Consider the following 24,574-nt stretch of genomic DNA (forward strand, 5'->3'; position numbering starts at 1 on the left):
AAGTCTCATCTAGCGTTAAATTTCTATAAATAATATCGGGAGACACATCATTGAAACCGGCATTAAGTTTTCAAGACGCACCAAAACCACAAAATTGGCAGGACTTCACTCATGGGGATTATTTACAACAAGAAATAGAAAAAAAAATATCTCAGTGGCTACCTAGAGTGTTTGGCTATCATTTTTTGAAATTAGGTGATTTAAGTGGGCAGTTAAATACGCAGGCCTGTTGTATAAAACATCAAATTTGTGTCGCTCCAGAGTGTAATCGTGCGGGAGTCATAGCTGAAGTAGACGAATTACCTTTTATGGCGCATTCTGTTGATGGCTGCTTACTGAGTCACTGTTTAGAATACTACAGCGATCCGCATCATATCTTACGCGAAACACAAAGAGTATTACTCCCTGGTGGTTATATTATTTTAACGGGATTTAATCCATTTAGTTTATGTGGCATGGCGAGGCTTTTGCCATTTAGTCGACAAAAATTACCTTGGAGTGGTCGTTTTTTTACGCCTGCAAGAGTTAAAGATTGGTTGAACTTATTAGGTTTTGAAGTAATAAAAGACGAACGTTTTATATATTCTTCATTAGCGAGAGGTAGTCGTTTATCACGGTTTGGCCCATGGCAAAACTTTTGCAAACAATATTTAAAACCCATGGGAAGTGTTTATATGCTGGTGGCCCGTAAAAGAGTCACTCCTTTAACGCCTATTAAACCTAAATGGCATGCGAGACCACACTTTGCACCGGTAGCTAAAGAGGTGAGTGTGCAAAGAGGCAATATAAAATAAAGGTGACTTAAAAAGGCAGATTGAGATACGCATTCTGCCTTTTTAATATCTATGGATTAACCTTTAATAAATTTGATTAATTGCTTTGCGATATCGGTATTGTTTAGATTGCCAGTAAAGTGTTCAGCGCCTTTACCGTAAGAAAATACTTGTACATCCATGGCTGTATGGCCATTTGTAGTCCAGCCTGTATAAGTTCTAGCATTAATCACTTCTTTTACTGCGATAAATAAGCTTGCTTCATCTAAACTTTTTGCTGTGTTAAGAGATGTTGCTTCGTGATCTGATAATGGTGTACTTGAATATTTATTCCACTCTTGGTTTAGGTTTGAGTTTTTGAAAAGTTTTTTACTGAGTTTTCTTGCGCTCACTTTAAAGTCTTTAACTTTTTGAGCTTCCCATTTATATTTATGATTTGCACCGATAGTTAGTCCACCCGTTGAGTGATCTGCTGTGACTACTAAAATAGTATCTGGGTTGTTATCAACGTACTGTTTAGCAATTTTAATTGAATTAGCAAAATCGTGCATTTCAGCCATCGCACAGGTGATATCATTATTATGACCACACCAATCAATTTGACTGCCTTCAATCATCATGAAAAATCCTTTATCCGATTGATTGTCAACTAATTTTAATGCTTTATCTGTCATTACCTCTAGATGATTTTTAGTTGCATCTATTGCGTAAGGAAGTCCTATTTTATTAAATAATCCAATAGCTGGAATCTGCGTTATATTATTGATATTTTTTAAAGTATCGACATATTGATAGTTATTATCTACAAACTCATTTACTAAGTTTCTATCTTCACGAATAAAGAAATCAGTGCCGCCACCGAACATAAGGTCGACAGGCAATTTTCCATTTATTTTATTATCAATATAATCATTTGCGATTTCGTCGTAATTTCTGCGACTTTCGTTGTGAGCTGTAAAGCTCGCTGGTGTTGCATGATTGATTTGAGAAGTGACTACAAGTGCTGTGAGCATATTTTTCTCTTTTGCTAGCTCAAGCATAGTTTTTACCGGTTTCTTGTCACTATCAACGGCAATTGCACCATTATAACTTTTAATTCCGCTACTTAACGCAGTTGCACTTGCAGCACTATCAGTAACATAGGTATCATCATCAGGATATGTACGAGCAGTGCCTGTTAATATTGTATCAAAAACAGTTTTTTCAATTTCTTGTGTATTGATATCATCACTATAATATCTGTAGGCGGTTGTATAAGCGGGTCCCATACCATCACCTATCATATAAATAATATTCTTAGGGAATTGTTTTTCAGGAGCGTTATCTAACTGAGCACATGCTGTAACAGTCAGTGCTGTAGAAACTATAAGAAGTGATTTTTTCATTTTGATTAATTTGTATTTTTTTGATTCCCATATTCATAACAGAATAATAAGACTATTGGTACTTATTGCGATGAAAGTAGAAAAAGATAATGCGTATATAAAAGGAAGCCATGCACAATTATAATTTAAAAAACATAACTGCGCGCTCAGCTGAGCCTAAAATAGCTGGCGTGGTTAATGATCATAAAGCTGATAATTTAAATATTGTCGCATTACATGGATGGCAGGATAATCTGGCAAGTTTTTATCCATTAATGCATTTATTACCTCAGTATAATTGGTTGGCATTTGATTTTCCTGGGCACGGACATTCTCAATGGAGAAATAACCAAGCACATTATTATTTTGTTGATTATATAGATGATATTTACCAAGTCATTTCAGAAAATTATTTAACTCCTGTACATATAGTAGGCCACTCTATGGGGGCTATGACGGCAACACTATTTGCAGCCTGCTTCCCTGAACTTGTACGTTCGGTTGTTTTAATTGAAGGCATTGGCCTAGTAACAACACCAGATGAAGATGTTGTCAGCCAATTGAGGACTGCAATTCTCAATCGCGGGCAAAGCGCTGACAAAAATGATAAAAAGGCATCTAGAATATATAAAGACTTAAACTCATTAATAAAAGTACGTATGGCTGTGAGTGACTTAGAATATGAACACTGTGCATTATTAATGAAAAGAAACAGTGAAAATACAGAATTAGGAATAAAATTACGAATTGATCCAAAATTAAAACATCATTCTGGTTTTCGATTCAATGAAGCACAAGCAATCATGGCAACTAAACAGGTAAAGGCGGCCACAAAACTGATAGTAGCCGAACAAGGTTATGAACAAATAAAACATTCTATAAAAATATATTCAAAATATTACAGTGAGTTAAGTATTGAGACTGTAAAAGGTGGTCATCATTGTCACATGCAAAACCCACAAAAGGTCGCAAGCATAATCAGAGAGTTTATAAAGTGAAAAATAAAGATTTTCAGCATACATTTGTATCTTTATTTTAAATATGTGATGATACTCTCTTGATTAGAGTATTTACTCAGTTGTTAAATGACCTTAGTTGAATTAAGGTTAAAGTAAGCGCAAACAAAATACCGAGATTTATTAAATTAAACTATTGGTATATAAAAATAAATTATAAAAACGGGAGCAACAAGTGGAAAAAATCTGGCTAAATAGGTACCCAGAAGGCATGCCTGAAGAAATAGATCCAAATCACTATGACTCACTACTTGAGCTATTTGAACGTAGCTTTAAAGAATATGCCAATTTACCTGCATTCTCAAATATGGGTAAAAAATTAACTTATGAAGAAATTGATAATGAAACTAAAAAGTTTGCTTCATATCTACAAAATGAATTAGGTTTACAAAAAGGTGACAAAGTCGCCGTGATGATGCCAAACCTATTACAAACACCAATCGCAATTTTAGGCACATTAAGAGCAGGTTGTGTTGTTGTTAATGTTAATCCTCTTTATACCGTGAGAGAATTGGCACATCAATTAAATGACTCTCAAACACAAACTATTATCTTATTACAAAATTTTGCCAATACCCTAGAGCAAGCTTTACCTCAAACTGAGATAAAAAATATTGTACTGACTCAAGTTGGTGATATGTGTGGTGGTGTTAAAAAGCATCTTGTCAACTTTGTAGTTAAACACGTTAAAAAGATGGTTAAGCCGTTTAATTTGCCTAATACAATTAATTTTACTGATGTATTATCTCAGGGCGATGTAAATAACTATAAAAGACCGCATTTAGTTCATGATGACTATGCATTTTTACAATATACAGGCGGTACTACAGGTGTTTCTAAAGGCGCGATATTAACACACGGCAATATGGTTGCTAATTTAGAACAAGTATCAGGTTGTTTGGATAAAATTTTAGTTAAAGGTAAAGAGGTAGTGGTTACTGCTTTACCGCTTTATCATATTTTTGCTTTGACAGCTAACTGCCTTACTTTTATGAAATATGGCGGTTTAAATTTATTAATCACTAACCCTAGAGATATGAAAGCTTTTGTAAAAGACTTATCAAACAATAAATTTACTGCCATTACAGGTGTAAATACATTGTTTAATGGTTTACTTAATACGCCTGGCTTTAGCGATTTAGATTTTAGCACTTTAAAATTCTCTCTTGGTGGCGGTATGGCTGTACAAAGACCTGTTGCAGAGCGTTGGGAGAAAGTAACAAACAGTAAATTAATGGAAGGTTATGGTTTAACAGAATGTGCGCCATTAGTGACTATTAGTCCGTACGATTTAGAAAGCTATAACGGTTCTATCGGTTTACCTGCACCAAGCACGCTATTGCGAATTGTTGGAGATGATGGTAAAGATATGCCTGTTGGCGAATCTGGTGAGTTGTGGGTTAAAGGCCCTCAAGTTATGAAAGGTTACTTTAATAGAGATGATGAAACAGCTAAGTGCATGACTGATGGTTGGTTTGCGACGGGTGATGTAGCAAAATGTGATGAAGAAGGTTTCTTTTTCATCGTAGATCGTAAAAAAGATATGATTATCGTTTCAGGTTTTAATGTTTACCCGAATGAAATTGAAGAAGTGGTCGCAATGCATGAGGGTATTCTGGAAGTTGCCGCTGTGGGTGTACCACATGAAGTAAGTGGTGAACAGGTCAAAATTTTTGTTGTTAAAAAAGACCCTTTATTAACAGAAAAAGATATAATCAAACATTGTCGTAAAAATTTAACAAATTATAAAGTACCAAAATTTGTAGAGTTCAAAGATGAACTTCCTAAAACAAATGTTGGTAAAATTTTAAGGCGCGCTTTAAAAGAAGCCAGTTAAATTTTATATTTTTAAAAAGCCGGCTAAGCCGGTTTTTTTATAGCTATTAGGATAATCAATTGCATTCTTTATGCCTAGAAACTCAGTATATTAAAACACAAGATCACTTAAATACTTACTTAGAAACAATTAAAGAAAGTAAAATCTTAGCCATAGATACTGAATTTATGCGCCGTCGTACTTTGTTTCCTGAACTTGCCCTCATCCAAGTATATGATGGTAACCACCTTGCTTTAATTGATCCTTGTTGTGATCTTGAACTATCAAGCTTTTGGAAAATATTAACTGATGAGTCAGTTTTAAAAGTATTACACTCACCATCAGAAGATTTAGAAGTGTTTATGCGACATGGAAATTGTGTGCCTAAACCGCTCTTTGATACCCAATTTGCCATGGGGATTTTAGGATTTGGCAACAGTGTTGGTTTTGCGATGATGGTTAATAAGTTACTGTCATTAGAAATTGATAAAAGTGAATCTCGCACTAATTGGTTACAAAGACCTTTAACACAGCGACAACTTGATTATGCTGCTGGTGATGTAATTCATCTTTTACCTTGTTTTGAAATCATAAAAAAACAAATAGATGAAAATAACTGGTTAGATATTGTATTAAGTGAAAGTGCTTTAATGGCAAAAAAACGCCAGTATCAAATACCTGATGAGAATTTATATTTAGATATTAAAAATGCATGGCAGCTAAACTCATTTGATTTAGCAGTCTTAAAAGAGCTGGCAACTTGGCGTCGTGATAAAGCAAGAATGAAAAATCTTGCCTTAGGTTTCATATTAAAAGAGCATAATATGATAGAGATAGCCAAAGCTAAGCCTGCAAGCATTACGGCTTTAAGAAAAATCCCTGGCATAGAAGCTATGGAAGTGAATAAATCCGGAAAAGAAATTTTGCTCTGCATAGAAAAAGCAAAATCAATTTCAAAAGAACAACATCCTCAAAAAGTAGTACGATTAGTTGATTACCCTAGCTATAAAGCAGAAGTAAAATCAATTAAACAAAGAATTGATGCAGTTGCCAAAGAGCAAGGTATACCAACTGAGATCATTTCAAGTAAAAAACAAATTAATCAATTAATTAGTTGGACTTGGAAGTGTGATGATGAGCAAAAAAAGAAGAAGCTACTGCCTGATTTATTAAGTTGTTGGAGATATAAAATATTACAAGGTAAGTTAATTGAGTGGGAGTAAGGACTTAATTTTGTAACAGGTTAGTATAATAAAAAAGGGCTGTGAAGCCCTTTTTTGTACTTTACCTGACACATCCTAAATAAGGTTGAACACTTTTCAGCTTAAATTTGGAGAATGTTATGAAACCTATATCTAAAAGAACTCAAAAAGATTATTCCCTCACTTTTAAATTATCAGTTGTTGACAAAGTCGAAAAAGGCGAATTAACTTACAAACTGACGCAAGACCATTTTGGAATTCAAGGCGCTTCTACTGTTTTAGTTTGGCTTCGTAAGCTCGGTCGACTAGATTGGAGTATAGGAATGCCTAACCACATGAATGAGGTCATCTGTATGTTAGACCTTAAAGATCTAACCCCAGAACAAGTAAATATGGCACTTGAAAAAGAGTTAGAAGATACGAAGCTTAAAGCCCAGTTCTTCGAAACAATTGTTGATGTACTTGATAAAGACTTTGGAATACGTATTACAAAAAAGCAACGCAACAAGTTATTGAAGCAATCTATCGACATCTATAATCAACAAAGGCAACATTCGGCCTTAAAATACAAAACGCACGATGAAGTTCATAGAGCAATTTAATTTTTAAAGTGTCAACCCATGCTAGGACGGGTCAATGCTAATAAGTTACAACTTAAACTCTTTCATTTTCATTTCTAAATTACTGACCAATACACTGAGTCGTTTTACATCGTCTTTACTAACATCAGCATTATCAGAAATATTATGTGAGGTATCAGCAATCTCCGTCACGTTTTTATTAATATCATCTACAACTGCGCTCTGTTGCTCTGAAGCCGTTGCAATCTGTAAATTCATATCATTTAATTGCTGTACTAAATCAACCACATCAGCCATCAATTTCTTATTATCTTCACAGGCATCAATACTCGCATTTGCCATTTTACTTGAAGAGGTTACCATTTTAACGGTTGTCTGAGTTTCCTGTTGTAATGAATTGATTTTTGAACGAATATCTTCTGTTGATTGTTGCGTTCGACTGGCTAAGGTTCTTACTTCATCAGCTACAACTGCAAAACCGCGACCTTGCTCACCAGCACGAGCTGCTTCAATGGCGGCATTTAAAGCTAACAGGTTAGTTTGCTCTGCGATTGATTGGATCACATCAAGCACTGAACCGATAGATTCACTCTCGATTGCTAATTTTTCTATTGAGTGAGATGCATTATCCATTTGAGAATTTAAGTTATTCATATCAGATTCTAATTTTTTAGCAGAATGTGTGCTTTCACTACATTTGTCATCAGTAGCTTTAACAGTATCAGCCGCAGTTGTGGCATTACGTGCAACTTCTTGAATGGTAGCAAGTAATTGATTTGTCGCAACAGCTACACTATCGGCGTTATCTGATTGATGTAATGTTTGATTAGTTGTTTCATCCATATTAACGAGCATTGTTTCAGTAGACTCAAGTAGTGTTTTTGATAAGTTTTCAACACAATGCAAAATTTCTTGTAGTTCATTTAATAGACGATTAAACGAGTTAGCAAGGGAAAATAATTCATCATTTCCTTTGTAATCTACCCTTGCAGTTAAATCTTTGTCTTTTGATATATGGTTAACTTGATCTATAAATTGATTTATTGGATTTGAGATATCTTTGCCTACTTTGAATCCAGCAAGTAAAGTTAAAGGAATAAGTATCAACATTATACCGCTCATAATAAACCAAATACTATTAAGCATTTCATCTTTATCTTTCATTGCTTCTGATACATCAATCTCACTTAAAACAGCCCATTTAACACCATCTATATTAAGGGGCCCGTAAGCTGATAGTACATCAACGCCTCTATAATCCTTTATTGTTTTAATGCCAGTTTGTCCAGCAATACCAGAAACCGCACCTTCACTTTTGACAGGTTGTAAACCGATAGCAGAGCCACTAGCAACAATTTTTTCTATAATTTTATTGTTCAGTCCGGAATTTAAAAGCGCTTTTTTGTAATTTTTAGCATCATCATAAAGAAAGCGACTCTGGCTACGTAACAGATAATCTTCCCCAATTAGGTAAGTTTCACCAGATTCTCCTAACCCTACTTTTTCCCATTGTTTTCCATATGTCATCAATGAATTTATTTTATCTATGGGCATTTGAAAGATTAGAATACCAAGCTTTTCACCTCCATCTGAAAAAATAGGGGAGGACATAAAAGCTGCAGCAGCATGATATGAGGGATAATAAGGTTCAAAATCAATTAAAAAGCTGTCATCGGGATCTGTACTTTGATTTGCTTTTTTAAATGCTTTTGCAAGACCTGAATTTTTATAAGGGCCGTCTTTTAGAGAAGTTGCAAAATCCAACTCTTTAAAAACACTGTAAATCACGTAGCCTGTATTTGGATCAACTAAAAATATGTCATAGAAACCAAAAGCTTCTAAATATTTATTTAAATGAGGATGATATTTTTTATGTATTTTACTATATGTAGTATCATCATTTGAGAAGTTAAGCTTATTTTTACTCCCTAATTCAAACTGATTACCACTAATGTATGCATGTTGAATTGATCGCGTATTCTGATTTAATTTAGCTAATTTATCAGCTGAACTTTGGCTTGAATTGGGGTTTTGTTGTTTGTATCGTACGTCGAATTGCGATGTATAATATTGTTGAAGCTGCCCAGTTTCTTGAAGGCTAGTTTCCTGATCGAATTTATAAAATGGTTTTGACATTTTCTGCATCATATCACTAACCATTAAATTGCTAGATAAGCTAACAATTTCATGTTGTATGGTAATGAAATATTCTTCTATTAGCGTTTTTTGAATTTCTCTAATTGCAATTAGCTGCTCAAAAGCACGTTTTTCTAATGCTTTTGATGCGATTGAAGATGATTGCCAACCTACAAGAGAGCCTGCGGTTATTATTCCGATTGCTGATAAAACAACAGATGCAACTATGATCTTATTTGCTATCTTCATTTGTATATTAATCTCATATAAAAACATACTTCAAACTATAGTTAACTTATCTTATTCTGCCACATGATAATGCTTTTATTACAGTATTTTACCTAGATAAATAAATTATCATAACGATGCAAAAATTTCTAAGCATGGTAAACCTAACATGATGACGTTTCACAGATGAAAACCCATACATAGACACATTCATCGCCAACAGCCTCAAGTGCTTCACCAAATAACAAACAAGATAGGTCTCTATTACTTTTAAAGCTACGGTATAAGCCTTTTTGTGGTGCTGGACCTTGCTTGCTTTGCATTTGAAAATCTAACCAAGCAGATATATCTAGATCTTCACCTTTGGGTTGTGCTTTGTGCCACTGCTTCACACTTTGTAGTTGCTGAAATTGAGAACGAATTTTTTTAGCTGTACTGGATAAATTAGCAGGTAGTTTTTTAGCTGAATTGTCTATTGCTAACATAGGTTGTAATAAACACCTATCATCTATCAATTTAGATGATTTATAATCCCATTCAGGTAACTTTAAACCAGCACCTAAGGGAATATCATTTTAAGATGCAGATGGTAAATCAACATCAACTTTGAGTTTTGCTGTTTTTTGATTTTGTTGCTTAGATAATGTAATTTTATCCAAATCTTCTGCAACACGTTGTGCATCTTCATCATCAGTATCATCTTCAGCGCGGTTAATTTTTGAAAACTCACTCCATGAAAATAAATTTTCCAATCTAAAAACCATCATACCATCGCGGGTGTGTGGATCTTGAATTCGTTCTGTTTTCTTTCTTGCCACTTTGCTTTCTTGTTTGTCTTTTGAAGATTCCTTTTCTTGATGGTTTAACTCATTATCATCTGGAGGGCTAATTTGCTAATTGGCACTCGGATATAACCATAAATATACAGCTTGTAAAGCATAATTTGCCATAGGAAAATGTGTTACAGAGCCAGGCTCTTTGAATGCTTGAACAACAGATTTTTCTAAAGCTTGATGCGCTTTTGGTAATGTATCTATTGTAGGTCTAAGTTGTAACAAAGCTTCAAGCATAGCGTAATAGCGGGTCTTTAAAGTAAGGTAACGTTGTAAAACATTTAAAACTCTTGCTTGATTGTCTTTTGCCCAATGGTTAAATTTTAATATGATTGTGCAGCGAGGCTGCAAGCCATAAATAAAGGTTTTTATTTAGTGATTTGGAAGGAAAAATAGCAATTGATTCAGGGAGTCTTAAACTCGTTTCATCTTGCCAAGCTGGGGCTATGATTTAATCGCCCTAGCTTCAATGAATTTAAACAGCATCAACATCAAATTAATGACCCCAACTTAGATGAAGACTCTAAGCGGCAGTACTTAACGCAATATCAAAAATACTAGCCGGAGGTGAAATTGAATGCCCCGCGCCCGATGAAAACAGCCGAATAAAAGGTCAGTGAGGGCGATTAAAACGAACAAAATCCAGAGCATTGTTGGAACGATTAAGAGATTATCAAGTTGATGTCTTCAAAAATCAGCTTCCAGATGTATTTATTGAAGATAAGGCTGAATAGTTACAAAGCAAGTTAAGTTTGGTTTTTCATCCAAATGATCGCATTTTATTTATGACTTCTTATGGTAAAGATAAAGTGATAGTCATTGATATTCCATCAGGTAAAACCTTATTTGAACTACCTACAGGAGATGGATATGATAGGGTATTCACCTTTGGATTTACAATAAACAAAGAGAGCTGATTTCAAAAAAAGCTGTTCACACGAAAACTGTAGTTCTTATAAGTTACAGTTTTAGCTGTCTTTATAACCTTGTTAATAACACTTTATAGCAATTAACCCTTTGGTCCTATTTTCATCTCCTCTTATCGTACTTTCACTCAATTAAACGTAACACCGCATTAACATCTCGCGATGCCGCATATCAATTGAAACTCTATCACTCATCTTCCAGTATCTAACATGGGGAGCAAGCTATATCTGATCATTTTAAAGTTATAGCTGTTTTAACAACGGGCCATCATTGAATGTCATAAATAAAAAATCGAAAGCATTGTTTGATGTAAATAAAGATAAGTTGGTACTTGGATTTGATTATGAATAAAACAATCAGTAAATTCACACAGTTATGTGCTTTAGCATCACTGGCATCTATACAAGGGTGTGGTGGCAGTGTTGAAACTAACACTGACACAAGTCATATAGATATTAAAAAACCAGACAGTGGCTGGGAAATGGTTTGGAGCGATGAATTTGATGCAAGTAGCATTGATTCAAATAAATGGACACATGAGGTTAATTGCTTAGGGGGCGGCAACCAAGAAAAACAGTGCTATACCGACAGCAGTGACAACGCCTATATTGTAGATGGTGTGCTAAATATTGTAGCGTTACCTGCGGGTGAGGGCGCTGAACAGCTATATACGTCAGCGCGTTTAATTAGTAAGCATAAAGCTGATTTTAAATATGGCCGTTTTGAAATCAAAGCTAAGCTACCCAGTGGTCAAGGCAGCTGGCCAGCATTTTGGATGCTACCAACGGACGAAACTTATGGTGGTTGGCCTAAATCTGGTGAAATCGATATTTTAGAAGCTGTTAATCTTAAAACTGTAAATGATGAAGGTGTCGTTGAAAATCAAATTTACGGTACATTACATTACGGAAAAGAATGGCCTGATAATGCACACTCAGGTAAAGCTTACTCGATTCCAGATGGGATCAATCCAGCTGACGATTTTCATACATATGCAATTGAGTGGCAAGAAGGTGAAATTCGTTGGTATTTAGATGATTATTTATATGCAACGCAACGACAGTCAGAAGTACGTTATAACAGTAAAGATCAAGCTGTAGGTTTAGCACATCAAGGTTGGTTTGCTGAGTATTATAATCTGGTATCCGGTGAGTTATCTACACATTGGGATGCAGCGCCTTTTGATCAAAAATTCTTTATGATAATTAATTTTGCTGTAGGTGGAAATTGGCCTGAAAATGTGAATAACCTAGGTGTAGATGCAAGTGCATTTACTAGTGGTCAACGTTTTGAAATTGATTATGTACGTGTTTATCAATGTGCTCAAAATCCAGATACTGGCAAAGGGTGTGAAACTATAAGACCGGGCTACGATAGCTTAGATGATGCACTTGTTGTGGGTAAAGCACCCATTCCTTCGCCACCATCAACAGGTCTTGCACAAAATATAACTATATTTTCAGGTATGTTAAACCCTAATTGGCCTGCATGGGATTGTTGTGGCGGCACAAATCCATCAATTGTAACTGATGCTGAAAAAGGCGATGTTATGGCGTTTTCTGTGGGTGCAGCGGCAACTGTAAATGGATTTATTTCAAGAGATGAATTTATAGATGATCCAGCAGGAAAAGCAACACCATTTGATGCCTCACCTATTTTAGAAAATGGCAATTTGAGTTTTGATATGAAAATGGTATCTGCACCAAATAATCCAGAATCTCAGTGGATGCTTAAAGTTGAAAGTGTTGGATCAACCACGTTTGCAGAAATACCTTTAAATACCAGTACTGAAGGAGAAGTTCCGGTTATTGATCAATGGCAAACCTATACATTTTCGCTTCAAAGCTTAGTTGATGCAGGTTTAGATCCTAGTGCAATTGATGTTGTAATGATATTTCCAGCATGGGGCACAGGTGAAGGTGCCGAGTATCATGTTACTAATTTATCTATTGCTGCAGACTCAGCTGCATCACCACAATTAGTTGTATTTGAAGATGTAGAAAATACTAGTTGGCCAATGTGGGATTGTTGTGGTGGCTCAACTCCAACAATCGAAATGGATGATGAAGTACACGGTGCAGTTGCACAATTTGCTATAGGTGAAAGCCCTACTGTTATGGGTTTTATTTCACGTGAAGGTAATATAACAGATCCAGATGCGAAGCCTACACCATTTGATGCAACAGGGATATTAGCTAATGGCGTGATTGAATTTGATATGAAAGTTGTTGATATGCCAAATGATAGCAATGCAGCTTGGATGTTTAAGGTTGAATCGGATAACGGTGCTTCATTTGCAGAGTTACCCCTTAGTGAAAGTGCTGAGGCGAGCCTGCCTGTTGTAAGCCAATGGCAAACTTACACCTTCAAATTGTCTGATTTAGCAAATGCTGGTCTGGATGTTAGTGCTATTGATGTATTAATGATATTTCCTGCTTGGGGCGCAGGTGAAGGTGCTATGTATCGTATTGATAATCTAAAGGTATACGATCCAAATTCGGCAGATGATTATGTCGGTCATGTTTTATTTGATGATAAAACGACAGAGCAATGGTCTATCTGGGATTGTTGTGGTGGTTCTACGCCAACAATTGAAAATGATGATACAGAACATGGTTTGACTGCTCAGTTTATTATTGGTAGTGCGCCTACCGTTATGGGATTACTGGCTGATGAAGAGGTTTATTTAGATGCTTCGAATTTACTGAGTAATGGCATAGTACAATTTGAAATGAAAGTAATTGAAGCACCAATTAATCCAGATTCTACTTGGATATTTAAAATTGAATCTGGTGATGCAGATACGTTTGCTGAGTTAAATCTTACAGCTTCGCAAGAAGGAGTTGCGCCAGTGATTGGACAATGGCAAACCTATACATTTTCATTACAGAGTCTATTTGATGCAGGGCTAGATATCAGTCAAATTGATGTATTAATGGTTTTTCCTGCTTGGGGCACGGGTGAGGGCGCTATTTACCGCCTAGACAATGTTGTTATTACAACACCTTAATCATTCGAAATTACAAATAGAGCCATTACATTGGCTCAGTTGCAACGCATTAACAGGTAAAATTATTATGAAACAGTTTAACTTTTCTAAAAATCATTTAGCAGCATGTATTAGTGCAATTATGTTTGCAGGAATTAATACACAGCTAATAGCAGCTGAACAAACCACAAGTACAGGTAATTCAAATACAGCAGTGAAACAAATTGAAGTTATTGAAGTAAAGGGTATTCGAGGAAGTTTAATCAAATCAGCGGATTTAAAACGGGCAGAATCGGGTGTCGTAGATATAATATCTGCAGAAGATATGGGTAAATTTCCAGATACTAATTTAGCTGAATCACTGCAAAGGATCACTGGTGTTACTGTGAGTCGCTCAAATGGTGAAGGCAGTGAAATAACTGTACGTGGATTTGGTCCAGATTTTAATCTTGTGACCTTAAATGGTCGTCAAATGCCGGGCACAGGTAATTCTCGTTCATATAAATTTGAAAATCTGTCATCGGATGGCATAAGTGCATTAGAAGTACACAAAACTGCACGTGCTAAAAATCCAAGTGGTGGTTTAGGAGCTACAGTTAATATTGTAACTATGAAACCATTTAATAGCCCTGGTGAAAAGTATTCTTTATCTGCAAAAGCGATACACGATACTTCAAATGTTGAGGGTAATGATGTGACACCTGAAATTGGTGGCGTTTATAGTAATACTTTTTTTGATGACACTTTAGGTTTTGCAGCTTCATTTACCCATCATAGACGTGATTTTCAGAAGCAATCTGCGAATATTCAAGGTTGGCAGGCTAATGTCGATTTACCTGATTTAGATGCATCAAAAGTCATAGACCCACGTGCTTTAGATTCTGAGGGCAAACCTATCGGTGCGCATTATTTTCCGCGAGATATGAATTACAGCATTGAAGATAATCAAAGAGAGCGGATCAATGGCCATATTACATTTCAATATGCACCAATTGATGATGTAATTTTAACTTTAGATTATACCGCGACAGACGCGACTACAGGCACTAACTCGCTAGGCTGGGGTATGTGGAATGATTATGGTGGAAATATTAATGCTTATGAATTGGATGCACATGGGACTGCAATTTATGCAGATATTAGTGGTAATGATGGTTCATATTCAGCTTCTAGAAGTACAACAGAGGTAAAAGAGCGATCCATTGGCCTTAATTTAGAGTGGCAGGCTACTGATTCATTAAATTTTGAATTTGATTATCATGATTCAAAAAATAAAATCGATGATGGTGGTGATGCTGGTCTTGGTAGTGCCGGCACGTTAGTTTTAGGTTCAGACCAATTAACAACTAAAACATATGATAACCGCATTGGTGATATTCCTCATGCACAAATTTATTGGAACAATGGGACGACAGTATTAGCACCAAGCGAAATAGATTCTCACTTTAGTCAGTTTGTGCATAAACCTGGGGAGTCATCTGTTGATCAATTTCAACTTCATGGCACTTGGGATAATACGTTTGATATTCCATTAGTGAATGTGAAATTTGGTGTTGTGCGCACAGAGCAAGACATTGGCGGTTCTCATGCTTGGAGTGGCTTGATTGGTGGTTTCTTATTTAACCCTTCATATACTGAAATGCTCCCTGATGGCATGTTTGAGCTAAATAATACAAATGATTTTTTAGATGAATTTAGCGGTGGCGGTAGTAACTTATCGCCTAACTATTATTACTCATTTGATTTTGATGAAGTTGTTGCACGCTCAGAGGCATTTTTAACGAATGCTCAATTGGGTGGCGATGATTATTTTGCTACTACGGCTTACCATGATATGGGTACTTATTCTGCAAGTTCAGTTAAAGAAGATACCGATAGCATTTACATACAATCACTATGGGAATTTGAAATATCCCAGCTCCCTATTCAACTGAATGTTGGTGTACGTTATGAGGAAACATCGGTTACTAGTAATGTACTGCAAGATGTCCCCACTTCAGTTTGGTGGAAAGGCGGAAGTGAATGGCATACTCAATATCTAGATGGTGATAGTAATACACTTGTTTTAACGGGGGAGCATGATGTCTTTTTGCCTATGATAGATATGAAAGTTGACTTAACTGAAGAACTTGTTGGGCGGGTATCTTGGGGTAAAACAATTTCAAGAGCACCTCTAGGTGATTTAGCGGGTGGTCGCCAACTTTCTTCTAGTCCTAAAATTGGTTCTAGAAATGGCACTGAAGGTAATACTAATTTAATGCCGTTTGAATCAACTAATTTTGATTTATCATTAGAGTATTACTATTCACCAGGTAGCTACGCAGCCATCGGTTACTTTAAAAAGAATGTTAAAAACTTTATTGGTAATCAGAAAGTTAAAACAAATATAGCGGGTTTCCATGATATTTATGAAGGGCCTCGCTGGCAGCAAGCTGAAGCGGACATAATAGGACGTGGTGAACAAGCAACAAATGACGCTATTTTTGCGCAAATGCAAGCCAATGGTGCAACATTAAATAGCCAAGGTTATATCGAGCCAAATGCTAATGATCCTTTGATGACTTGGGATATTTCTCGTCCTTTTAATAGTAAGGATGATAAACAAGTTGATGGCTTTGAATTGGCAGTCGTGCATTTATTTGGTGAATCAGGCTTTGGTGTGGGTGTTAATGCCACATTTGTAGAGGGTGATGTTGAATTTGATGTTGACAGTTTAGAGCAACAAACCCCTTTAACAGGTTTAAGTGACTCAGCAAATTTCCAAGCTTTTTATGAGAAAGATGATTGGTCTGTAAAAGTCACTTATGCATGGCGAGATGAATACTTAATTGGTGTTGGTCAAGATCAAGGTTCATCAGATAACCCGCCACAATTTGCAAAGTCATTTGGTCAGTGGGATATGAGTGTTAATTATAATGTGAATGATAATATCACTGTATTTTTTGAAGGATTAAATCTAAATAATGAAACTGAACAAGGCTTTGGCCGATACGAAGAACAGTTCTTGTTTGCACGTCAATATGGGCCTCGCTATGTGTTAGGTGCGCGATACAGTTTTAAATAAACCCCAACCTTTGTCGTTCAGTTTGCACACTGAGCGGCAATTTTTCTTCATATTATTTTATTAATTTTAACTTAAAGGAATTTTTATTATGGCTGGCATGTCAGTGAATCTCGCGCAGCAAGATGCCTTAAATTCAGCATCTACAAATAAAAATAACAGATTTGCATTGGTTTCGTTAACATCTCTTTTTTTTATGTGGGGTTTTATAACTTGTTTGAATGATATTTTGATCCCTTATTTAAGAGGGGCATTTGATTTAACTTATACCCAAGCAATGTTGGTTCAGTTTTGTTTTTTTGGCGCATACTTTATTGTTTCACTGCCAGCGGGCAATTTGGTGGGTAAAATAGGTTTTAAAAAAGGCATAGTAGCAGGTTTAAGTATTGCAAGTGTTGGCTGTTTATTATTCTATCCAGCATCACTACTAGAAAAATATTCACTGTTTTTACTCGCATTATTTGTTTTAGCTTCGGGTATTACAATTTTACAGGTCTCTGCTAATCCATATGTCAGTGCACTTGGCCCAAGTAAAACAGCTTCATCACGCCTTACCATGACGCAAGCTTTTAATGCATTAGGTACTACAGTGGCACCATTTTTTGGAGCCTGGCTTATTTTCAATGGTGCTGAACATGTTATTGCCGATCCTTCAGCTGTGCAAACTCCATATATATTTCTAGCTCTTTCTTTACTTATATTAGCTATCATTTTTGCTTATTTAAAACTGCCTAATTTAGGACAAAAAGAACATGTGCAGCAGTCAATACAAAAATCATGGCATTTTAGTCATTTGAAATTAGGTGCTTTAGGCATCTTTTTATATGTAGGCGCAGAAGTGGCTATTGGCAGCTTTTTAATTAACTTTTTAGCAGAGCCGGGTATTGCTGGTATGGCTGAGTCACAAGCAGCTAATTACATCGCTTATTATTGGGGCGGTGCTATGGTGGGCCGTTTTATTGGTGCAATTGTAATGCAGCGTATTGCAGCAGGAACAGTACTGGCTTTTAATGGTGCATGTTCAATTATATTAATATTACTGGCTGTCGTGTTAGATGGTTCAGTTGCTATGTGGTCAATTTTAGCAGTTGGTTTATTTAACTCAATTATGTTTCCAACAATATTTAGTTTAGCTATTAATGATTTGGGTGATGCTGCCAGTCATGGTGCTGGGGTTTTATGTTTAGCGATTGTTGGCGGTGCAATAATTCCTTTAGTTCAAGGCATATTAGCTGATTTTTTGGGAGTACAACTGTCATTTATTCTTCCAGTATTTTGTTATGTGTATATAGCGTATTACGGATTAATAGGTTCAAAACCTATGATGACTTTAAAAGAAGGAACTTAGGATGAACATTAATAAACAATCGTTGCTCAGTATAATGGTAGTTTCAAGCTTGGTTGGATGCTCTGTAGAAAACGAACGCTTTCAAAAAGTTGAAGATAAAAAAGCAATTTGGCCAAAAATAGTTTCACAAGTACCTAAAGATGAAAATGTTGAAATTAAAGTTGAACAACTTTTATCTAATATGACATTAGAACAAAAAGTAGCACAAATGATCCAGCCTGAAATACGTGATATTACAGTTGAAGATATGCGTAATTATGGTTTTGGCTCATATTTAAATGGTGGGGGGTCATTTCCTAATTCCGATAAACACGCGACACCACAAGATTGGATAAAACTAGCTGAAGATATGTACCAGGCATCAATAGATGATTCAATAGATGGCTCATCTATTCCTACTATGTGGGGGACGGATGCTGTTCATGGTCACAATAATGTAATAGGTGCAACACTCTTTCCTCACAATATTGGTTTAGGTGCGGCAAACAATCCAGCTTTAATAAAAAAAATTGCGCAAGTAACAGCAACAGAAGTCATGGTTACAGGTATTGATTGGGTATTTGCACCTACTGTTGCTACTGTACGAGATGACCGATGGGGTAGAACTTATGAAGGGTATTCTGAAGATCCTAAAATAGTAAAAACATATGCAAGTGCCATAGTGAAAGGCCTGCAAGGTACTGCTGATAATAACTTTTTAGGCGACGATAAAGTGATCAGCACAGTGAAGCACTTTATTGGTGATGGCGGTACAATGGATGGCGATGACCAAGGTAATAATATTGCTTCAGAGCAAGCTTTACACGACATTCATGGGCAAGGTTATATTGGCGGTTTAACTGCTGGCGCACAATCAGTTATGGCGTCATTTAATAGTTGGAAAGGACGAAAAGCGCACGGGAATAAATATTTATTAACTAACGTATTAAAAAAACAAATGGGCTTTGATGGTTTTGTTGTAGGTGATTGGAATGGCCACGGTCAAGTGAAAGGCTGTAGCAATGAAAGTTGCCCACAAGCAGTAAATTCTGGGCTCGATATCTTTATGGTGCCAACAAATGCTTGGAGACCTTTACTTGAAAATACCCTAAAACAAGTTGAGGAGGGTGAGATATCACAATCGAGAATTGATGATGCCGTTTCTCGGATTTTACGTGTAAAAGTACGCGCGGGTTTATTTGACAAACCAAGTCCGGCTAAACGTGTTTTATCAGGAAAAACCGAGCTAATTGGTAGTAAAGCACATAGGAAAATTGCACAACAAGCAGTAAGAGAGTCTCTTGTTCTATTAAAAAATAAAGATAACCTATTACCTTTGTCACCTAAGATAAATTTATTAGTCGCAGGGGATGCAGCGCATAATATTGGCAAGCAATCGGGTGGATGGACTATTACTTGGCAAGGCACAAATAATGTTAATGCAGATTTCCCTGGAGGCAGTTCTATTTATGATGGTTTAGCTGAACAAGTTAAAGCCGCTGGTGGCCAGATTGTTTTGAGTGAAGATGGCAGCTTTACAGAAAAACCTGATGTTGCAGTGGTGGTTTTTGGTGAAGAGCCCTATGCCGAAGGGCAAGGTGATATTGAAGATTTAGCATATCAAAAAGGAATTAAATCAGACTTAAAATTACTTCATAAACTTAAAGCACAAGGAATACCTGTTGTTTCTATTTTTATAAGCGGCCGCCCTATGTGGGTAAATGCAGAGCTCAATGCCAGTGATGCGTTTTTAGCTGCTTGGTTACCAGGCTCTGAAGGCAAAGCAATTGCAGATGTATTGTTGATGGATCAAGAGAATCGTATTCAGCATGATTTTAAAGGAAAGTTATCATTTTCTTGGCCTAAAACACCGGAGCAAATTGTTAATCTTAATGATGAGAAATATCAACCATTATTACCATATGGTTTTGGTTTGCAATATGGGGATAAAAACCTACTGGCTGATAACTTATTAGAAACATTTGATTTTACTAAAGGTCAAACTGCTGGATTGCATATCTTTACAGGTAAAATAGTCGAGCCATGGATCGTGAGTTTAGTTTCTGATAAACAAATTATAGCAATCGCTTCAAATACAGTAACTTTGCCTGGGATTAAATACAGAACGGTAGATAAAAAAGTACAAGAAGATGCTTTTAGAATTGAGTTTGATGGAAGCAAACACGCTGGTGTTGAGTTTAATCATAAGGTCAAGGGCTCTGAAAGGTTAAGTACGAGTTTAATAAAGCATTCACGATTATTACTGAATATGAAAAGAGAAAGTAAGGTAATAGCACCGGTTCATATTAATTTAAATTGTGATAAAAATTCAATTGATTCAGCTGGCTGTGTAATGCAGCAGGATATAAGTCAAAAGCTGGCTTTATTACCAAAAGGACAATGGTCTGACTTATCAATAGATACAAAATGTTTTACAAATAATGAATCTCTGTTAACTGAAAATATTACAGCACTTAAGCTGAGTACTGCTGCAATGTTAGATTTATCTATTAGTGATATTCGTTTTGAGTCAAATGAGGAATTTGAAACTATTAATTGTCATTAGATCTATTTGATAAATAAGCAGAGGCGACTTAATTTCCTCTGTTAATTTATGTTTGCCTAACGCACTTTAATTAAAGGTAGAATTTTTTCAATTAACTGAAGTTCTCCATTATATCCTTTTACATTAGCTAAAATGGCAATAGATATATTATCCTTAACATCAAGTACAACCATAGAACCTGCACCGGCTTGTCTTCCTGAATGACCTATATTAACGCGATCCGTTTGAGGGAATAACATGACACCATTGCTATAATTTTTTTGTGATCAAGGTGGGAGTCGCTGTTAGGCTAAACTTTTTATTAAATTACCAAAAAAAAAAGTGCATCAAGCCATGATTTTGATTGATAGTTAGCAAAAAATTATGCTGTCAAGACTTAATTATTTATTAAAATTATTGAATAAATATCGATGGCAATTTCTTATTTACGCAAAGCTTTAATATTTTAATTACTAGAAATGATATGTAACTTCACCGTAATAAAAAAGCCAGTAGACAACTGGCTTTTGATGGTTGGGTTGTTTTTTCTGGATTGTTTAATTAATGATATCTTAGCTCTTGCACTTTCCCCCAGAATACGCGGTAGGAAAATGCTGTATAACTAAAGATAACTGGTACAACTATTATGGTGCCCCATAATAAAAAGCTTAAAGACTCAGGCGCTGCGGCAGTTTCCCAAATTGTTAATTTATTTGGCACTATATAAGGAAAGAAGCTAAAGGCTAAACCAAAAAAACATAAAGTAAATATAACAACAGCAGCCACAAATGGGCGCCAGCATCCTTTGTCATTAACTTTAGGTAACTGCTTTAATTGTATGTAGCTAAATATAAACAACGCAAAGCAAATGATCGGCAGCGGTAAAATATAGAAGGTATTAGGCCAAGAAAACCATTTTGCGTAAACTTCTGGATTGATCAAAGGGTTTACCAGTGATACTGCAAGGACACCGAGAAAACAAATTAATCCAGATTTTTTAGCCCACTCAACTGCTTGAATTTGCAAGTCTCCTTCAGTTTTCATGATTAACCAGCATGCACCAATATAACTATATGCTGCAGCAACACCAAACGCACTGAGTAAACTAAAGCTATATGCAGCCAATGTACTTTCAAACCCCATAACATACATGCCTAACATATAACCTTGGCTTAAAGCTGCAAATAAAGAACCTGCTTTAAACACTTTGTTCCATGTGGGTTTATGGCTAAACGCTGCTTTTGCTCTAAAGTCAAAAGCGACACCACGTAGCACTAGGCTTATCAATAATACTGCGGTCGGTAAATATAGCTCTTTAAATACAAAGCTATGTGCTGCTGGAAATGCAATAAGTAATAACCCAACAGCCAAAACTAACCAAGTTTCATTGGCATCCCAAAAAGGACCAATTGAAGCTATCATGGTATCTGCATCATCTTTTTGATCTAGGGGGAGTAAAACACCTACACCTAAGTCAAAGCCATCCAAAATGGCATAAAGTAGAACAGATAAACCCATAAGTGAGACAAAGACGACTGCTAATGTATTTTCTTCAAACATAATCTACCCCTTAACTACATTATGAAGATAAACAACCGGTTTTACTTTTTCATCATCGCTTATTTCTTCAATTTCTACAGCTCGGCCAGCCATAGTGAAAACGGTATGTAGATATGCAACCAAAATAACAACGTATAAAGTCAGATACATAATTAAAGTAAAGCCCACGTTTTCTGCTGCGATATCGGTTGCAGCATCTTTTATTGTTAGCACGCCTGTCACTAACCAAGGTTGACGGCCAATTTCGGTCACATACCAACCAGCGAGTGTCGCAACCCAGCCAGAGAAACTCATAGCAACTAAGGCTTTGAGTAACCAAGGAGGTAATTGCTTTTTACGCCATAACTGAATTCGGCTAAACCAAGCGATTGCAAGCATTAACATACCAAGACCTACCATAAGTCTAAAAGCAAAAAATACAGGTGCCACTGGAGGGTGATTACCTTCAAATTCGTTCAAACCTTTTATTTCACCATTTAAATCATGAGTTAATATAAAACTAGCCATATTAGGAATAGCAATTTCAAAATGATTGGTTTTTTGTTCTTCATCTGGCACAGCAAACAACAATAATGGTGCGCCTTTTTCGGTGTGCCATACACCTTCCATTGCCGCGATTTTTTGTGGCTGATGTTCTAGGGTATTTAAACCGTGCATATCACCTACAAAAACTTGTAATGGTGTAAGCAATGCAGCAACGGTTAAAGCTATTTTTAAAGTTAATTTAGGTGCTTGTTTATCGTCACCTTTTAATAAGCGATACGCACTTATCCCTGCAACTAAAAACGCAGCAGTTAAACCAGATGCAATCAACATATGCATGAGTCTATAAGGGAATGAAGGATTAAAAATGATTGCCAGCCAATCTACAGGAAAAGCAACACCATCACGAATTTCATGACCTTGCGGCGTTTGCATCCATGAATTTAAAGCTAAAATCCAAAATGCAGATAAGCTTGTACCTATTGCTACAATTAAAGTTGAAATAGTATGAACTCTCGCTGATACTTTATTAATGCCAAATAGCATAATGCCTAAGAATCCAGCCTCTAAAAAGAAAGCGGTTAGCACTTCATAACCGAGTAAAGGCCCTGCAATATTACCAACGGTTTCCATAAACTTTGGCCAATTAGTACCAAATTGAAAAGACATGGTAATACCACTAACTACACCGATCGCAAAAGTTAAAGCAAAAATTTTGACCCAAAAACGATAAGCACGCATCCAAACTGGATCGGCAGTTTGATCAAAACGTAATTTGAAATAAAACAAAAACCAACTTAATGCGATGGTAATTGTAGGGAACAGGATATGAAAACTAATATTTGCTGCAAACTGTATGCGTGAGAGCATTAAGGTTTCTAACATAACTTACTCCATAAACCATATTAAGCACGACACTGTGTTAATTGGCTCTAAGTTTTAAGGTGACGATTTCTATAATATTTAAATAATCTCATTAAAAATGGCTAAGCACTGGGCTTAACCATTTTTCATGAACTTGTCTTTCATATCGATGACTTTACTAACCCCAGCACCAAGTTTCATTAAAGTATTGAGTTTATCAGGGGTCATTGTTTGTAATTCACCAGCCCAATGTGTGATAGTTTCAAGTAAGTCATGTATTTCATGCATTTTATCTTGCGCGTATTGTTCTTGCTGATTGCCTGGTTCATCTAATAAATTATCACGAAGCAATGATAGAGTAGGGTCAACTTCGCGTTTGCGACGCTCTTCAAATACACGAGTAGCCATTTCCCAAATTGAGCCTGCTGGTGAGTAATATTCTTTACGATCTTTTGGTTTATGATGCACTTGCACTAAACGCCACGACTGTAACTCTTTAATGCCCATACTGACATTACCGCGAGAAATATTAAGTGCTTCAGATATTTGCACCGCACTAAGCGCTTCTTCATAAATGATTAATAAACCATACATTTGCCCAACCGTACGGTTAAACCCCCAGCGACTGCCCATTTCGCCACAATGCATTACAAACGATTCAATTTTAGCTGTCATTATCATTGTATTTTAATTTCTGAAGTTTCAGTATTTTCTGAAAGTTTAAACTCTTATTGATTTAGATCAAGCTTTTTTTAGTAGAATTGGGAATATTCTTTCAAAACTAGATTCTTGTTCTTTAGGTTTTTTGGGAAGTGAGTGTGGTGTTAGACGGATTTTGTAATCAATCAGTAGAAAGTGCTTTTGAGTAA

The 24,574-nt window shown here is 36.0% G+C and carries 18 protein-coding genes and 1 pseudogene; 10 read left to right on the top strand and 9 right to left on the bottom strand.

Annotated elements, in window-relative coordinates:
* Positions 1–50: 50 nt before the first annotated feature.
* On the top strand, positions 51–794 hold the full coding sequence (locus PSA_RS22385) for a class I SAM-dependent methyltransferase (protein WP_042148402.1): 744 nt from the start codon (positions 51–53) through the stop codon (positions 792–794).
* Between the two features lie 56 nt (positions 795–850).
* On the opposite strand, the gene PSA_RS22390 is transcribed toward PSA_RS22385, so the two are convergent.
* Positions 851–2,158 (bottom strand): alkaline phosphatase, encoded by a 1,308-nt coding sequence (locus PSA_RS22390; protein ID WP_042148399.1) that lies wholly within the window; start codon positions 2,156–2,158, stop codon positions 851–853.
* A 110-nt stretch (positions 2,159–2,268) separates the two neighbouring features.
* On the opposite strand from PSA_RS22390, the gene PSA_RS22395 reads away from it, so the two are divergent.
* The 4 genes and pseudogenes from PSA_RS22395 to PSA_RS26050 all read left to right on the top strand — a co-directional run.
* Positions 2,269–3,135, top strand: coding sequence for an alpha/beta fold hydrolase (locus PSA_RS22395; RefSeq protein WP_052380105.1), 867 nt, complete (start codon positions 2,269–2,271; stop codon positions 3,133–3,135).
* A gap of 193 nt (positions 3,136–3,328) precedes the next feature.
* A complete protein-coding gene (locus PSA_RS22400; protein WP_042148395.1) occupies positions 3,329–4,990 on the top strand; it encodes an AMP-binding protein in 1,662 nt (553 codons plus the stop codon).
* A gap of 59 nt (positions 4,991–5,049) precedes the next feature.
* Positions 5,050–6,192, top strand: a complete 1,143-nt coding sequence (gene rnd / locus PSA_RS22405) for a ribonuclease D (RefSeq protein WP_042148387.1) — start codon at positions 5,050–5,052, stop codon at positions 6,190–6,192.
* Between the two features lie 119 nt (positions 6,193–6,311).
* Positions 6,312–6,492, top strand: a pseudogene (locus PSA_RS26050) (IS3 family transposase); the annotation flags it as partial.
* Between the two features lie 326 nt (positions 6,493–6,818).
* Here the strand turns inward: PSA_RS26050 and PSA_RS22415 are convergent.
* The 4 genes from PSA_RS22415 to PSA_RS22430 form a co-directional block, all read right to left on the bottom strand.
* Entirely contained in the window at positions 6,819–9,137 is a 2,319-nt protein-coding gene (locus PSA_RS22415; RefSeq protein WP_042148555.1) for a methyl-accepting chemotaxis protein, read from the bottom strand.
* Positions 9,138–9,280: 143 nt separating this feature from the next.
* Positions 9,281–9,601: a hypothetical protein gene (locus PSA_RS22420; protein WP_052380104.1), complete on the bottom strand. Its 321-nt coding sequence runs from the start codon at positions 9,599–9,601 to the stop codon at positions 9,281–9,283.
* Between the two features lie 90 nt (positions 9,602–9,691).
* Positions 9,692–9,934, bottom strand: a complete 243-nt coding sequence (locus PSA_RS22425; RefSeq protein ID WP_052380103.1) for a hypothetical protein — start codon at positions 9,932–9,934, stop codon at positions 9,692–9,694.
* A 75-nt stretch (positions 9,935–10,009) separates the two neighbouring features.
* Positions 10,010–10,300 carry a hypothetical protein gene (locus PSA_RS22430; RefSeq protein WP_052380102.1) on the bottom strand — a complete coding sequence of 97 codons (291 nt, stop codon included), beginning with the start codon at positions 10,298–10,300 and terminating at the stop codon, positions 10,010–10,012.
* Positions 10,301–10,701: 401 nt separating this feature from the next.
* On the opposite strand from PSA_RS22430, the gene PSA_RS25595 reads away from it, so the two are divergent.
* The 5 genes from PSA_RS25595 to PSA_RS22450 all read left to right on the top strand — a co-directional run bounded on the left by PSA_RS25595 (position 10,702) and on the right by PSA_RS22450 (position 20,819).
* On the top strand, positions 10,702–10,866 hold the full coding sequence (locus tag PSA_RS25595) for a hypothetical protein (RefSeq protein WP_157575820.1): 165 nt from the start codon (positions 10,702–10,704) through the stop codon (positions 10,864–10,866).
* A 353-nt stretch (positions 10,867–11,219) separates the two neighbouring features.
* Entirely contained in the window at positions 11,220–13,886 is a 2,667-nt protein-coding gene (locus tag PSA_RS22435) for a glycoside hydrolase family 16 protein (protein ID WP_042148382.1), read from the top strand.
* A gap of 67 nt (positions 13,887–13,953) precedes the next feature.
* Positions 13,954–16,929: a TonB-dependent receptor gene (locus PSA_RS22440; protein ID WP_042148553.1), complete on the top strand. Its 2,976-nt coding sequence runs from the start codon at positions 13,954–13,956 to the stop codon at positions 16,927–16,929.
* Between the two features lie 88 nt (positions 16,930–17,017).
* Positions 17,018–18,274, top strand: a complete 1,257-nt coding sequence (locus tag PSA_RS22445) for a sugar MFS transporter (RefSeq protein ID WP_127924176.1) — start codon at positions 17,018–17,020, stop codon at positions 18,272–18,274.
* A 1-nt stretch (position 18,275) separates the two neighbouring features.
* Positions 18,276–20,819, top strand: a complete 2,544-nt coding sequence (locus PSA_RS22450) for a glycoside hydrolase family 3 protein (protein WP_042148379.1) — start codon at positions 18,276–18,278, stop codon at positions 20,817–20,819.
* A gap of 56 nt (positions 20,820–20,875) precedes the next feature.
* On the opposite strand, the gene PSA_RS22455 is transcribed toward PSA_RS22450, so the two are convergent.
* The 4 genes from PSA_RS22455 to PSA_RS22470 form a co-directional block, all read right to left on the bottom strand.
* On the bottom strand, positions 20,876–21,058 hold the full coding sequence (locus tag PSA_RS22455) for a hypothetical protein (protein ID WP_042148378.1): 183 nt from the start codon (positions 21,056–21,058) through the stop codon (positions 20,876–20,878).
* A gap of 301 nt (positions 21,059–21,359) precedes the next feature.
* Positions 21,360–22,358: a cytochrome d ubiquinol oxidase subunit II gene (gene cydB, locus PSA_RS22460; RefSeq protein ID WP_042148375.1), complete on the bottom strand. Its 999-nt coding sequence runs from the start codon at positions 22,356–22,358 to the stop codon at positions 21,360–21,362.
* A 3-nt stretch (positions 22,359–22,361) separates the two neighbouring features.
* Positions 22,362–23,726 carry a cytochrome ubiquinol oxidase subunit I gene (locus PSA_RS22465; protein WP_042148372.1) on the bottom strand — a complete coding sequence of 455 codons (1,365 nt, stop codon included), beginning with the start codon at positions 23,724–23,726 and terminating at the stop codon, positions 22,362–22,364.
* A gap of 114 nt (positions 23,727–23,840) precedes the next feature.
* Positions 23,841–24,386, bottom strand: a complete 546-nt coding sequence (locus tag PSA_RS22470) for a GbsR/MarR family transcriptional regulator (protein ID WP_042148369.1) — start codon at positions 24,384–24,386, stop codon at positions 23,841–23,843.
* Positions 24,387–24,574 lie beyond the last annotated feature (188 nt).

The sequence above is a fragment of the Pseudoalteromonas sp. '520P1 No. 423' genome (assembly GCF_001269985.1).
In the GTDB taxonomy this organism is placed as follows: domain Bacteria; phylum Pseudomonadota; class Gammaproteobacteria; order Enterobacterales; family Alteromonadaceae; genus Pseudoalteromonas.